The sequence below is a fragment of the Cellulomonas endophytica genome, assembly GCF_004123805.1.
Classification (GTDB): Bacteria; Actinomycetota; Actinomycetes; order Actinomycetales; family Cellulomonadaceae; genus Cellulomonas; species Cellulomonas endophytica.
Genome location: NZ_RWJX01000001.1, coordinates 100,828 through 114,470, shown reverse-complemented (window position 1 = coordinate 114,470; position 13,643 = coordinate 100,828). Strand labels below are relative to the sequence as shown.

General features: G+C 77.2%; 14 protein-coding genes. 13 read left to right on the top strand and 1 reads right to left on the bottom strand.

The window, feature by feature from the left end; translation table 11 throughout:
* Positions 1–115 precede the first annotated feature (115 nt).
* The 6 genes from EJA20_RS00465 to hisF are packed head-to-tail and all read left to right on the top strand — an operon-like array spanning position 116 to position 5,040.
* Entirely contained in the window at positions 116–313 is a 198-nt protein-coding gene (locus EJA20_RS00465; RefSeq protein WP_129336204.1) for a ubiquitin-like protein Pup, read from the top strand.
* On the top strand, positions 310–1,215 hold the full coding sequence (gene prcB, locus EJA20_RS00460) for a proteasome subunit beta (protein WP_129336203.1): 906 nt from the start codon (positions 310–312) through the stop codon (positions 1,213–1,215). The genes EJA20_RS00465 and prcB overlap by 4 nt, the downstream gene beginning before the upstream one ends.
* The gene (gene prcA / locus EJA20_RS00455; protein ID WP_129336202.1) at positions 1,212–1,925 is read left to right on the top strand and encodes a proteasome subunit alpha; all 714 of its coding nucleotides are present in this window, start codon (positions 1,212–1,214) and stop codon (positions 1,923–1,925) included. Before prcB ends, prcA begins: the two co-directional genes overlap by 4 nt.
* A 3-nt stretch (positions 1,926–1,928) precedes the next feature.
* Positions 1,929–3,290 carry a Pup--protein ligase gene (gene pafA, locus EJA20_RS00450; RefSeq protein ID WP_129336201.1) on the top strand — a complete coding sequence of 454 codons (1,362 nt, stop codon included), beginning with the start codon at positions 1,929–1,931 and terminating at the stop codon, positions 3,288–3,290.
* A complete protein-coding gene (locus tag EJA20_RS00445; RefSeq protein ID WP_240674823.1) occupies positions 3,287–4,273 on the top strand; it encodes an FKBP-type peptidyl-prolyl cis-trans isomerase in 987 nt (328 codons plus the stop codon). Before pafA ends, EJA20_RS00445 begins: the two co-directional genes overlap by 4 nt.
* Positions 4,270–5,040 carry an imidazole glycerol phosphate synthase subunit HisF gene (gene hisF, locus EJA20_RS00440; RefSeq protein ID WP_129336200.1) on the top strand — a complete coding sequence of 257 codons (771 nt, stop codon included), beginning with the start codon at positions 4,270–4,272 and terminating at the stop codon, positions 5,038–5,040. The genes EJA20_RS00445 and hisF overlap by 4 nt, the downstream gene beginning before the upstream one ends.
* 42 nt (positions 5,041–5,082) lie before the next feature.
* Here the strand turns inward: hisF and EJA20_RS00435 are convergent, their stop codons facing one another.
* Positions 5,083–5,757 (bottom strand): TIGR03085 family metal-binding protein, encoded by a 675-nt coding sequence (locus tag EJA20_RS00435; protein WP_129336199.1) that lies wholly within the window; start codon positions 5,755–5,757, stop codon positions 5,083–5,085.
* A 353-nt stretch (positions 5,758–6,110) separates the two neighbouring features.
* Here EJA20_RS00435 and EJA20_RS00430 point away from each other — a divergent pair, with 353 nt between their 5' ends.
* The 7 genes from EJA20_RS00430 (at position 6,111) to EJA20_RS00400 (ending at position 13,609) form a co-directional block, all read left to right on the top strand.
* Entirely contained in the window at positions 6,111–7,994 is a 1,884-nt protein-coding gene (locus EJA20_RS00430; protein WP_129336258.1) for an ABC transporter ATP-binding protein, read from the top strand.
* Positions 7,995–8,062: 68 nt separating this feature from the next.
* Entirely contained in the window at positions 8,063–9,898 is a 1,836-nt protein-coding gene (locus EJA20_RS00425; protein WP_129336257.1) for an ABC transporter ATP-binding protein, read from the top strand.
* A 70-nt stretch (positions 9,899–9,968) separates the two neighbouring features.
* A complete protein-coding gene (gene hisI, locus EJA20_RS00420) occupies positions 9,969–10,421 on the top strand; it encodes a phosphoribosyl-AMP cyclohydrolase (RefSeq protein WP_129336256.1) in 453 nt (150 codons plus the stop codon).
* Complete coding sequence (locus tag EJA20_RS00415; RefSeq protein WP_420836391.1) at positions 10,418–12,001, top strand: anthranilate synthase component I; 1,584 nt, start codon at positions 10,418–10,420, stop codon at positions 11,999–12,001. Before hisI ends, EJA20_RS00415 begins: the two co-directional genes overlap by 4 nt.
* Positions 11,998–12,720, top strand: coding sequence for a Trp biosynthesis-associated membrane protein (locus tag EJA20_RS00410; protein WP_129336198.1), 723 nt, complete (start codon positions 11,998–12,000; stop codon positions 12,718–12,720). The genes EJA20_RS00415 and EJA20_RS00410 overlap by 4 nt, the downstream gene beginning before the upstream one ends.
* Before the next feature lie 99 nt (positions 12,721–12,819).
* Positions 12,820–13,137, top strand: a complete 318-nt coding sequence (locus EJA20_RS00405; RefSeq protein WP_129336197.1) for an HGxxPAAW family protein — start codon at positions 12,820–12,822, stop codon at positions 13,135–13,137.
* 46 nt (positions 13,138–13,183) lie between these two features.
* Positions 13,184–13,609 carry a DUF2752 domain-containing protein gene (locus tag EJA20_RS00400; protein ID WP_129336196.1) on the top strand — a complete coding sequence of 142 codons (426 nt, stop codon included), beginning with the start codon at positions 13,184–13,186 and terminating at the stop codon, positions 13,607–13,609.
* Positions 13,610–13,643 lie beyond the last annotated feature (34 nt).

The window sequence follows — 13,643 nt, the reverse complement described above, 5'->3', positions numbered from 1 at the left end:
ACGGGCGTCCCCGCGCCGGCCCGTCCCACGTCGCCCGTCCGGTCGCCGTGCCACGCGCGGACGAGGGCCTAGGGTGGTGGCGGAACCGAGGTCGTCACCCCTGGGGGAGGTCAGCATGGCAGGTCAGGAGTACGCCCAGACCCGACGCGACGACGAGGAGCCCGACGACGCCCCGGAGGCGCCGGTCGCGGCCGCGCCGTCCACCCAGGACCGGGACGCCGAGGTCGACGCGCTGCTCGAGGAGATCGACGACGTGCTCGAGACGAACGCCGAGCAGTTCGTGCGCGGCTTCGTCCAGAAGGGCGGCGAGTGACCTCCGGTCGTCTGCCGGACGCCTTCCGGGTGGCCGGCACCTCGTCCTTCCTGGAGTTCCTCTCCGGCCACGCGCCGGAGCTCCTGCCGGGCCGTCGCGTGCTGCCCGGCGGCGCGTCCGACGGGTCGGCCGTCGCCGCCCCCCACGGGACGACGATCGTGTCCGTCGTGTTCGACGGCGGCGTCGTCCTCGCCGGCGATCGGCGCGCGACGATGGGCAACGTCATCGCCAGCCGCGAGATCGAGAAGGTCTTCCCGGCCGACGAGTACTCCGCCGTCGGCATCGCCGGCACGGCCGGGCTGGCCGTCGAGCTCGTCCGGCTCTTCCAGCTCGAGCTCGAGCACTACGAGAAGATCGAGGGCAGCCTGCTCTCGCTCGACGGCAAGGCGAACCGGCTGTCGACGATGATCCGGCAGAACCTCGGCCTCGCGATGCAGGGCCTGGCGGTGGTGCCGCTGTTCGCGGGCTACGACCTCGAGCGCGGCATCGGCCGGGTGTTCTCCTACGACGTCACGGGCGGGCGCTACGAGGAGCACGACTTCCACAGCGTCGGGTCGGGCTCCGTGTTCGCCCGCGGGTCGCTGAAGAAGCGGTGGCGCCCGGGCCTGGACGCGGCCGGCGCGGTGCGCGTGGCCCTCGAGGCCCTCGTCGACGCGGCCGACGACGACTCCGCGACGGGCGGGCCCGACAGCGCCCGGCGCATCTACCCCGTGGTCGCCACCGTCACCGCCGCCGGGTACCTGCGGGTGCCCGACGTGCAGCTCGGCGAGGAGGCCGAGGCGCTCGAGGTCGCCCGGCGGGCCGCGCACGACGCGGCGCCGCGCACGGCGACGGGCTCCTCGGGCGGCACCGGGCCCGCCGAGAGCGAGCCCGGCCCGGGCCAGGCGGAGGTGTCCCGATGAGCATGCCGTTCTACGTCTCGCCCGAGCAGCTCATGAAGGACCGGGCGGACTACGCGCGCAAGGGCATCGCGCGCGGCCGGTCCGTCGTGGTCCTGCAGTACGACGAGGGGATCGCCTTCGCCACGGAGAACCCGTCCCGGGCGCTGCACAAGGTCTCCGAGATCTACGACCGGATCGCGTTCGCGGCGGTCGGCAAGTACAACGAGTTCGAGAACCTGCGGGTCGCCGGGGTGCGGTACGCCGACCTGCGCGGCTTCTCCTACGCCCGGGAGGACGTCACCGCGCGCGGGCTGGCCAACGCGTACGCGCAGACCCTGGGCACCGTCTTCACGACGGAGAGCAAGCCGCTCGAGGTCGAGATCGTCGTCGCCGAGGTCGGCCCCACGCCGGCGGAGGACCAGGTCTACCGCCTCTCCTACGACGGGTCCGTGGCCGACGAGCACGGCTGGGTCGTCATGGGCGGCCAGGCCGAGCGGCTCGCCGGCCTGCTCGGGGCGGGCTGGCGCCCGGGCATGACGCTGTCCGAGGTGCTCGGGCTGGCGGTGCGCGTGCTCGGCTCCCCGGCGGAGGACGGCGGCGAGGCCCGCACGCTCGCCGCGGCGCAGCTCGAGGTCGCCGTGCTGGACCGCACCCGGCCGCGGCGGACGTTCCGCCGGCTGGGCGGGGCGCTGCTCGAGGGGCTCGTGGGCGAGCCGGGGGCGGGGGAGTAGGCGATGGACCGGCGGATCTTCGGCCTGGAGACGGAGTACGGCGTCACCTGCGCCGCGCAGGACGGGCGCGGCCTGTCCGCCGACGAGGTGGCGCGCTACCTGTTCCGCAAGGTCGTCGCCTGGGGGCGCTCGTCGAACGTCTTCCTGCGCAACGGCTCCCGGCTGTACCTCGACGTGGGCTCCCACCCGGAGTACGCGACCGCCGAGTGCGACGACGTGCGCCAGCTCGTCACCCACGACCGGGCGGGCGAGCGCATCCTCGAGGGCCTCGTGGCCGACGCCCAGCAGCGCCTGGAGCACGAGGGCCTGCCCGGCCGGATCCACCTGTTCAAGAACAACACGGACTCCGCCGGCAACTCCTACGGCTGCCACGAGAACTACCTCGTTCGACGGCAGGGCGACTTCGCGCGGCTGTCCGACGTCCTCGTGCCCTTCCTCATCACCCGGCAGGTGCTCACGGGGGCCGGCAAGGTCGTCGTGACCCCCCGGGGGGCGAGCTACTGCCTGTCGCAGCGGGCCGACCACATCTGGGAGGCCGTCTCCTCCGCGACGACCCGCTCGCGCCCCATCATCAACACGCGCGACGAGCCGCACGCCGACGCCGAGCAGTACCGCCGCCTGCACGTCATCGTCGGCGACTCCTCCATGGCCGAGCCGACGACGATGCTCAAGGTCGGCGCCACCGACCTCGTGCTGCGCCTCGTCGAGGCCGGGGTGCCCATGCGCGACCTGTCCCTGGAGAACCCCATCCGGGCCATCCGGGAGATCAGCCACGACCCGTCCGGCAAGGCGCCGGTGACCCTGGCCAACGGCCACGTCCTCACGGCGATCGACCTGCAGCAGGAGTACCTGCACCGGGTGACGGAGTTCGCGGCCACCGAGATCGACGTGACGCCGACGATCAAGGCCGTGCTGGACCTCTGGGAGCGCGGGCTGCGCGCCCTGCAGGAGGGCGACCTGTCGCTCGTCGAGCGGGAGCTGGACTGGGTCATCAAGCTCAAGCTCATCGACCGGTACCGCGCCAAGCACGGGCTGGACCTCGGCGACGTGCGGGTGCAGCGGCTCGACCTGGCCTACCACGACATCTCCCGCACGGAGGGGCTGTACAACCTCCTCGCCGCCAAGGGGCTCGTGGAGCGCGTCACCACGGACCTCGAGGTGTTCGAGGCGTCCTCCGTGCCTCCGCAGACCACCCGCGCGCGCCTGCGCGGCGAGTTCGTGCGCGCGGCGCAGGAGGCGCGTCGCGACTACACGGTCGACTGGGTGCACCTCAAGCTCAACGACCAGGCCCAGCGCACCGTGCTCTGCAAGGACCCGTTCCGCAGCGTCGACGACCGCGTGGACCGGCTGATCGAGTCGATGTGAGCGGGCCCGTCCGGCGCGGGCGGCCCGCCGCCGGCCGGGGGGCCCGCGGTCCGGGGCGCGCCGCCGCGCTGCTCGCCGCCCTGGCGCTCGCCGCCGGGTGCACGCCCGAGGCCCCGCCGCCCCCCGCGGACCCGAAGGTGCAGGTCTCCGGCCTCCCCGGGACGCACCCCGACCTCGAGTACGACCCGCCGCTGACGATCACGCGGACCCTGCGCGAGACCGTGTGGGAGGGCGCCGGCGACCCGCTCGCCGAGGGCGACCTCGTGCTCCTGGACTACCTGCTCGAGGACGCCTCCGACGGGTCCGTGCTCGTGGACACCTACGCGACGAGCACGCCGCAGGTGCGCACGCTCGACCCCGCCGAGCTCGGTGCGGACCTGGCCGACACGCTCGTCGGGGCCCGGCCCGGGGCGCGGCTCCTCCAGGTCGGCGCCGCCACGGGCGTCGGCGAGGACGTGCCCGAGACGGTCACGGTGCTCGACGTCGTGCCCCTGCGGGCCGTCGGCGAGACGCAGGCGCCGCGGGAGGGCCTGCCCGCCGTCACGCTCGCCGAGGACGGCCGGCCCGCCCTCGCCGCCACGGGCACGCCGGCGCCGACGGAGCTCGTCGCGCAGGCGCTCGTGCGGGGGACGGGGCCGCAGGTCGCCGAGACGGACGTGGTGACCGTGCAGTACTCGGGGTTCGCGTGGGACACCGGCGAGGAGTTCGACTCCACCTGGGACGCGCGCGTGCCGGCGTCCTTCCCGCTGCCGGAGGTGCCGTCGTGGCAGACGGCGCTCACGGAGCTCCCCGTGGGCAGCCAGGTCCTGCTCGTCGTGCCGCCCTCGTATCCTCTCGGCGTGACCACCGAAGGGGCCCAGCTCGCGGGCCGGACCGTCGTGTTCGTCGTGGACGTGCTCGCCGCACGCCCGGCGACCGGCCTGCCCGTGCCCACCCCGTCCGCGGGGACCACCGCCGGGCCGACGGCGGCGGTGACGCCGTGAGCCTGGCGCTGCGCGTCATCCCCTGCCTCGACGTGGACGCCGGCCGGGTCGTCAAGGGCGTCAACTTCGTGGACCTGCGGGACGCGGGCGACCCCGTCGAGCTCGCCCGCCGCTACGACCTCGAGGGCGCGGACGAGCTGACGTTCCTCGACGTGTCGGCCTCGTCGGGGGACCGCCAGACGACGTACGAGGTGGTGCGGCGCACGGCGGAGGAGGTCTTCGTGCCCCTGACCGTCGGCGGCGGGGTGCGCTCCACCCAGGACGTGGACCGCCTGCTGCGGGCCGGTGCCGACAAGGTCGGGGTCAACACCGCCGCGATCGCGCGCCCCGAGCTCGTCGCCGAGATCGCCGAGCGCTTCGGCTCGCAGGTGCTCGTCCTCTCGGTCGACGCCCGCCGCGTCCGCGAGGGCACCGCCACGGAGTCGGGCTACGAGGTGACGACGCACGGCGGGCGCCGCGGGACCGGCATCGACGCGGTGGCGTGGGCCGCCCGCGCCGCGGCGCTCGGGGCGGGGGAGATCCTGCTGAACTCCATGGACGCCGACGGCACGAAGGACGGCTTCGACCTCGAGATGCTCCGCGCCGTGCGCTCGGAGGTGTCCGTGCCGCTCATCGCGAGCGGCGGGGCCGGGACGCCCGAGCACTTCGTCGCCGCGGCGCGGGCCGGCGCGGACGCGGTGCTCGCCGCGAGCGTGTTCCACTTCGGCGAGCTCACGGTCGGCGACGTGAAGGCGGCCCTCGCGGCGGCGGGCGTCACCGTCCGCTGAGGGACCGACGGGCGCGCGGCAGGCGCGGGCCGCGGGTCGGCCTCAGGCCGGGGACATCGCCGACGCCAGCGCGGCCCGGTCGGCCGCCGTGCCCTCCTGGCGCACGTCCGCGGCACGTCCGCGCCCCGAGAGCCACAGCAGCAGCTCCACGACCTCGCCGTGGACGACGACGGTCCCGTGACCCTCGCGGGGGCGCCGGACGGCGGAGCGGACGCCGTCGGGGCGCACGAGGACGACGCCGGTGCGCGCGCCGCGCAGCGCGAGGGCGGCCGGCCCGCGCAGGAGGCCCCACAGGAGCTCCGTGAGCCCCGGCTCGAGCACGCGCGGGGGGACGGGGCCCGCGCCCCGGCGCACGTCCTCCGTGTGGACGACGTGCTCTGTGACGTCGACGAGCGTGCCCAGCCAGGCGAACGGGCTCAGCGCCGCCGGGGGCTGCGCCACCCGGTCGACGAGCGCCCGGTAGCCCGCCCGGTCCTGCGCCGTGGCCGCGAGCCGCTCGACGCGCGCCGCGGTGCGCCCCGCCAGCGCCGGCACGACGACCCCGGCGGCCGTCAGCGGGGCGTGCTCGCGCAGCACGAGGTGCGCGGCGAGGTGGCGCGCCTGCCAGCCCTCGCAGAGCGTCGGGGCGTCCGGCTCCGCCGCGGCGAGCGCGGCCGCCAGCGCCCTCCGGGTGACGCGGTGCCAGGGGCGGGGGTCGGGTCCGGGGGCGGGGCTCACGGCCCCGACTCTCGCAGGCCGGGGGGCGGCTGTCCCGGTGGCGCGGCGGGGCGGCCCGCGCGCCGGCCGGCCGCCGGTCGCCCGGCGCGTGGCCGTCGGTGGCGCGTGCGAGGATCGGGGACGGCGCCGGGCGTCCGCCCCGCCCTCCCCGTGCCCTCCCCGTGCGAGGGGCCGCCACCGATCCCCGCCCGGGGCGTCCGCGCCCCGGGACCCGCGCCCGTCGCGGTGACCCTGCTCGTCGCGGCCGGCCGGCCGCCCCCGGAGGAACCCCCGTGCCCCCCACGCCCGACCGGCGTCCGCAGTCCCTCACCGGCTCCACCCCCCGCCGGGCCGCCACCGTCCTGTGGCGCGGCATGCGGTCCCACCCCCGGACCTACGTGCTCGCGATCGGCCTCTCCGCGCTCTTCGGCGTGGCGACCGTCGCGGTCGGCCGGGTGCTCGGCGAGGTCACGGACCGGGTCGTCGTGCCCGCGGCCGCCGGCTCCGCGTCCGCGCGGGCCGACCTGGGCCTGGCGGGGCTGGCCCTCGCCGGGGTCGCGGTGACGCTCGCCGCCACGGTCGCCGGGCGGCGCATCTACGCCGGCATGGGCTTCGCGGCCATCCAGGCCGACCACCGCAGCGGCGTCACGCGCCAGATCCTGCGCCTGCCGATGACCTGGCACCGCGGGCGCCCCGCCGGCCAGCTGCTGTCGCACACGAGCTCGGACGTGGAGGCGGCGACGGCGGTGTTCAACCCGCTGCCGTTCGCCCTCGGCGTCGTCGTCATGATCGTCGTCGCGGCCGTGGGGCTCGTGCTGACGGACCCGTGGCTGGCCCTGGCCGCGCTCGTCGTGCTGCCCGCCGCCGTCGCCGCGAACGTCGTCTTCCAGCGCCGCATGTCCCCGCACGTGGAGCGCGCCCAGCGGCTGCGCGCCCAGGTCGCCGACGTCGCGCACGAGAGCATCGACGGCGCGACGCTCGTCAAGGCGCTCGGCCTCCGCGAGCGGGAGGTCGCCCGCTTCGACGAGCGCACCGCCCGCCTCCAGGACGCGAACACGCGGGCCGGGCTCGTGCGCGCCTGGTTCGACCCCGTCGTCGAGCTCCTGCCGGGCCTGGGCACGCTGCTCGTGCTCGCCGTGGGCGCCTGGCGGGTGGCGGACGGCGCGATCGGCACGGGCGACGTCGTGGGCGCGGCCTACCTGCTGACGCTGCTGGGCAACGGCGTGCGCAGCTTCGGCTGGGTCCTCGGCGACCTGCCGCGCGGGCTCGTCGGGTACGGCCGCATCGCGGAGGTCCTCGACGCCCGCCCGGACCGGCCCGCGGGCCGGCAGCGGTGGGTCCCCGAGGGCGGGGCCGCGCACGTCCGGCTCGCCGACGTGCACGCCGGCGTCGACGCGCCCGAGGGGCACGTCGAGATCCTCCACGGCCTCGACCTCGACGTCCGCGCGGGCCGCGTCGTGGCGCTCGTCGGGCCCACGGGGGCCGGCAAGACGACGGCGGTCGGCCTCGTCGCGGGCCTGGCGCACCCGACGGACGGCGCGGTCGCGCTCGACGGGGTGGACCTGCGCGACATCGACCCCGACGACCTCACCCGGCACGTCGCCTACGTCTCGCAGTCGACCTTCGTCTTCGAGGACACCGTCCGCGGCAACGTCACGCTCGCCGACCCCGACGACCCGCGCGCCCCCGGCGACGACGAGGTGTGGCGGGCGCTGCGGCTGGCCCGGGTCGACGACGTGGTGCGCCGCCTGCCCCAGGGCCTGGGCACGCCGCTGGGCGAGCGCGGCGCGAACCTCTCGGGGGGCCAGCGCCAGCGCCTCGCCCTGGCGCGGGCCCTCGTGCGCCGCCCGGCCGTGCTCGTGCTCGACGACGCGACGTCGGCCGTGGACCCGCGCGTGGAGCGCGACGTGCTCACGGGCCTGCGCGAGGGCGACGGGCCCGGGCCGACCGTGCTCCTCGTCGCCTACCGGATGTCGTCGGTGCTGCTCGCCGACGAGGTCGTGCACCTGCGCGACGGCCGCGTGGCCGGCCGGGGCACCCACGCGGAGCTCCTGGCCTCCGACCCGGGCTACCGCGAGCTGGCCACCGCCTACGAGGTGGAGTCGCTGCGCCGCTCGGCCGCCCGGGACGAGCTCGACGCGGCGCAGGCGGCGGACCCGCCGGGCGTTGCGGGCGGGCACGACGGGGACGACGGGGACGACGAGGGCCGCGGCCGCCCCGCGACGGCCACCGACGACGCGACGGAGGAGGCGCGGTGAGCGCGGGCACGCAGGAGAGGGCCTCGAGAGGCACCCCGGACCGGGCCCCCGGCCGTCCCCACGACCGGATGCACGACCGCGTCGCCGACCTCGGTGCCCGCGTGCGCGACGGGCGCATGGCGCCGGCCAGCACCCTGGGCGTGGGCGCGACGCTGCGGCGGGCGGTCGAGGTCTCGCCCGTGCTCGTCCAGGGCATCGGCTGGACGCTCCTGCTCGCGGTCCTCGCGGCGGCCGGGCGGGTCGTCGTGCCGCTCGCCGTCCAGCAGACGGTCGACACGGGGCTGCTGGCCGAGGGCGGTCCCGACGTCCGCCGCGTCGCGCTCCTCGTCGCCGCCGCGGCCGTGGCCCTCGTCGTCTCGGGCGTGTGCACCACGGTCGTCAACGGCCGGCTCATCCGCCGCAGCGAGGCGGGCCTGCGGTCCCTGCGCGTCCAGGCCTTCGACCACGTGCACCGGCTCTCGCTGCTCACCCAGGGCACCGAGCGGCGCGGGGCGCTCGTCTCGCGCGTGACCTCCGACGTCGACACCATCTCCCTGTTCGTCCAGTGGGGCGGGCTCATGCTCCTGGTCTCGACGCTGCAGGTCACCGTGGCGACGGTGCTCATGGGCGTCTACTCCTGGGTGCTCACGCTCGTGGTGCTGGCGACGTTCGTGCCGCTCGCGCTCGTGCTGCACCGGGTGCAGCCGCGCGTGAACCGCCGGTACACCCGGGTGCGCGAGCGCTACGGGGCGATGCTCGCCGCCGTCTCGGAGTCCGTCGTCGGCGCGGAGACGATCCGTGCCTACGGCGTCCAGGACCGCGCGCAGCGCACCCTCGACGCCCGGATCGAGGACACCCGGGCGGCGCAGGTGCGGGCCCAGAACCTCGTCGCGACCGTCTTCTCCTCGGGGACGCTCGTGGCCACCGGGGTGCTGGCCGTGGTGGTCGTGGTCGGCACGATGCTGGCCGTGGACGGCCGGCTGAGCGTCGGGAGGCTCCTGGCGTTCCTCTTCCTCGTGCAGCTCTTCACCACCCCGGTGCAGATGGCGACGGAGATCCTCTCGGAGATGCAGAACGCGGTCGCGGGGTGGCGCCGGGTGCTCGGCGTGCTCGAGACGGAGGTCGACGTGCCGGAGCCGTCGCCGGACCAGGCGGTGGTGACCCCCCGCGGCCCGGCCCGCGTCGAGCTGCGGGGCGTCACGTACGGCTACCCCGACGGCCCGCCGGTGCTGCACGGCGTCGACCTCGACGTGCCGCCGGGCGCGTCCGTGGCCGTCGTCGGCGCCACGGGCTCGGGCAAGACGACGATCGCGCGCCTCGTCGCCCGGTTCGTCGACCCGCGCGAGGGCCGCGTGCTGCTCGACGGGATCGACCTGCGGCGCATCCCGGACCCCGACCTGCGCCGGCGGGTCGTGCTCGTGCCGCAGGAGGGCTACCTCTTCGACGGCACGCTGGCCGACAACGTCGCGGACGGCCTCCGCGAGGAGGGCCTGACGCCCGACGAGGTGCGGGCCCGGGTGGAGCGGGTCGTCGACGAGCTCGGCCTGCGGCCGTGGGTCGACGAGCTGCCCGCGGGCACCGCCACGCCCGTCGGGCAGCGCGGGGAGTCCATGTCCGCCGGGGAGCGCCAGCTCGTCGCGCTGGCGCGGGCGCACGCGGCCGACGGGGACCTCCTCGTGCTCGACGAGGCCACCTCGGCGGTGGACCCGGCCACGGAGGTGCGGATCGCGCAGGCGCTGGCGCGGCTGACCGCGGGGCGCACGGTCGTCACCATCGCCCACCGGCTGTCCACGGCGGAGGCGGCGGACGCGGTGGTCGTCGTCGACGGCGGGCGGGTCGTCGAGCAGGGGCCGCACGCGGACCTCGTGGCGGCCGGCGGCACCTACGCGGCGCTGCACGCGGCGTGGGTCGCGCAGACGCGCTGACGGCGGTGACCGCGGGGGCGGCGGACGCCCGGCGGGGCGCGTCGGCGCCGCGTGCGAGGATGCCCGCGTGGTGACGCACGACCCCGCCGAGGCCCCAGCCGCCCCCCTCGCCGACCCCCCGGGCACGCCGCCCGCGGCGCCGGCGCTCGACCCTGCCGTCGCCGCGCGCCTCAAGCGCGACGCCGACGGCCTCGTGGCGGCGGTGGTGCAGCAGCACGACACGCGCGAGGTGCTCATGCTCGGGTGGATGGACGACGAGGCGCTGGGCCGCACCCTCACCTCCGGGCGCGTGACGTTCTGGAGCCGCTCGCGGCAGGAGTACTGGCGCAAGGGCGACACCTCCGGGCACGTGCAGCACGTGGTGCGCGTGAGCCTGGACTGCGACGGCGACGCGCTCCTCGTCGAGGTGGACCAGGTCGGCGCGGCCTGCCACACGGGCACCCGCACCTGCTTCGAGGCGGGCGGGGTGCTGCCCGCCCTGGTCGGCGCGGTGGCGGGTCCCGGCGAGGAGGTGGCGCGGTGAGCGCGGCGACGGCGGAGGACGAGCGGGCCCGGGTCGAGGCCGGGGCGGCCGTGCTGCCCTGGGGCGGGACGTGGCCGGACCTCGAGGGCTTCCGCACGCTGGCGCGGGACCGCCGGGTCGTGCCGGTCGTGCGGCGCCTCCTCGCGGACGACGTCACCCCCGTCGGGCTCTTCCGCACGCTCGCGGCCGGCCGCCCCGGCACCTTCGTGCTGGAGTCCGCCGAGTCCGACGGCACCTGGGGCCGGTACTCCTTCGTCGGGGTGCGCTCGAGCGCGACGCTGACCGTGCGCGACGGGTCCGCGGTGTGGACCGGGGAGGTGCCCGCCGGGGTGCCGACGTCCGGGGACGTGCTGGAGGTGCTCGCGCGCACGCTGGAGGTCCTCGCCACCCCGCGCATCCCGGGGCTGCCGACCCTCACCGGCGGCCTCGTCGGGGCCCTGGGCTGGGACGTCGTGCGGCACTGGGAGCCGACGCTGCCCGCCGACGCGGTGGACGACCTCGACGTGCCCGAGGTCTGCCTCCTGCTCGCGACGGACCTCGCGGTCGTCGACCACCACGACGGGTCCGTGTGGCTCGTCGCGAACGCGGTGAACACGGACGGCACGGACGACCGGGTGGACGAGGCGTACGCCGACGCCCTCGGCCGCGTCGAGGCGATGCACCGCGCGCTCGCGACGCCCGCTCCCGCGGCGCTCGCCGGCCTGGCGGACGTGCCGGAGCCCGCGCTCGAGTTCCGCACGAGCCGGGCGGACTTCGAGAGGGCGGTGCTCGCCGGCCAGCGCGCCATCCGGGACGGCGACGTGTTCCAGGTGGTGCTCTCCCAGCGCCTCGACCTCGACTGCCCCGCCGACCCCATCGACGTCTACCGCGTGCTGCGCACGCTCAACCCCAGCCCCTACATGTTCTGCGTCCACCTCCAGGACGCCGACGGCCGGGACCTCGCCGTCGTGGGCTCGAGCCCGGAGACGCTCGTCAAGGTCGCGGACGGGCACGTCACGACGTTCCCCATCGCCGGGTCGCGGCCCCGCGGCGCGACGCCGGAGGAGGACCGCCGGCTGGGCGACGAGGTGCTCGCCGACCCCAAGGAGCGGGCCGAGCACATCATGCTCGTCGACCTCTCGCGCAACGACCTCGTCAAGGTCTGCGACCCGCGCTCCGTGGAGGTCGTGGAGTTCATGGCGGTGCGGCGCTACAGCCACATCATGCACATCTGCTCGACCGTCGTCGGCCGGCTGCGGCCCGGTGCCACCGCCCTGGAGGCGTTCACCGCGACCTTCCCCGCCGGCACGCTGTCGGGGGCGCCGAAGCCGCGCGCGATCGCCCTCATCGACGAGCTGGAGCCCACCCGCCGCGGCCTGTACGGCGGCACCGTGGGCTACTTCGACTTCGCGGGCGACATGGACATGGCCATCGCCATCCGCACGGCGCTCGTGCGCGAGGGCCGCGCGAGCGTGCAGGCCGGTGCCGGGATCGTCGCCGACTCCGTCCCGGTGACGGAGTACGAGGAGTCGCGCTCGAAGGCCGCCGCCGCGGTGCGCGCGGTGCAGATCGCCGCGCGCCTGCGGGGCGCCGCGGGGTGAGCGGGGCAGGGGTGGCGGGGCCGCGGGAGCCGCGGCCCGGGCGCGGCGGGCGGCGGCAGGTGGCCGTGGCGCTCCTCGCGCTGGCCGCGGCCCTCGGCGTGCTCGGCGCGCCGGACTGGGTGACGTCCTCGACGACCACCGCGCTCGGCGAGCGGGTCGCCGTGGGCGTCGGGGGGACGGCCGCGGCCCCGGCGCTGCCGGCGCTCGCCCTCGTGCTGGCGGCGTGCGCGCTCGCGGTGGCGCTCGTCGGGCGGGCCGGGCGCTGGCTCGTGGGCCTCGTCGTCACGGCCGCCGGCGTCGCCGCCGTCGCCGTGGCGGCGGGGGTCCCCGGCGCCGCCCGGCGCCTGGCGGAGGACGCCGCCGCCGCGCGCACCGGCGTGGGCACGCTCGCCGGAGGTGTGACGGTCTCGCCGGTCGTCTGGGCCGCGGTCGCCGTCGGCGTGCTCGCGGCGCTGGCCGGCCCGGCCCTCGTGCGGGCGGGACGGAGCTGGTCGGTGCCGTCCGCGCGCCACGAGCGGGCGCGCCCCGCCGCGGCGGGGACGGGCACCACGGGCGCCGGCGCGACGGGACCGGTCGCCGACGGGCGGCGCGCCCGCACGGGAGGCGCCGGCACGGGAGGCCCCGGCGCGGGAGGCCCCGGCGCGGGCGCGGCCCCGGCTGCGACGGTCGACGAACGGGCTGCGTGGGACCGCCTGAGCCGGGGCGAGGACCCGAGCTGACGGGCCCGCCCGGCCGCGGCGGGCCACGGGGCTGACCGGCGGCGACGCCCGGCGGTCGGTTAGGGTGTGCCCACTCGAGCACGGAGGAGCACGACGGTCATGGTGGACAACTCGCTGGCGCACCGCGCCCAGAACGTCACGCGCACGGAGGCCGTGCACCTGCCGAAGGCCGTGCCCCCGACGAACCACGGGCACACGACGGCGGCGTGGACGACGGTCTGGTTCGTGCTCGGCGGTGCCGTGGTCGCGAGCGTCGCGACGATCTTCGCCCTGGTCTGGCTCTTCTGGGTCGGCATGGGCGTCATCGCCGTCGGTCTCGTGCTCGGCCGGGTGCTCAAGAGCGCCGGCTTCGGCCAGGGCGGCGAGCGCACGAAGGCGAAGGAGGAGGCGGCCCGCCGCGCGGGCCGCTCCCACTGACCCCCGGCCCCCCGCGGCGCCCCCGGTGACGGCGTCCCCGGCAGCGGTGCCCGGACGGACGTCCCGGGCCCGCGCGGCCGTGCGTGCGCGGCGCGAGCCGCTCCTCCTGGCCGGCCTCGCCACGGTCGGCACCGTGGTGCTCGCCGCGGCGGACCCCCGCACCACGGGGCTCTACCCGCCCTGCCCCCTGCGTGCGCTGACGGGGCTGTCCTGCCCGCTGTGCGGGGGGCTGCGCGCCGTCCACGACCTCGCGCACCTCGACCTCGCGGCCGCCTGGGGCATGAACCCCGCCGTGGTCCTGCTCGCGCCCGTCGCGGTCGTCCTGGGGCTGCGGTGGCTGCGCCGCCCCCGGGCCGTGCCCGTCGTCGGGCCGCGCACGGCGCTCGCGCTGGTCGTCGCTCTGGTCGTCCTCGGTGTCCTGCGCAACGTCCCCGCGCTCGTCCCGCTGCTGGGGCCGGCGGCCGCAGGCTGAGAGGGGGCGGACGGGCGCCGGTGGACGCGTGACC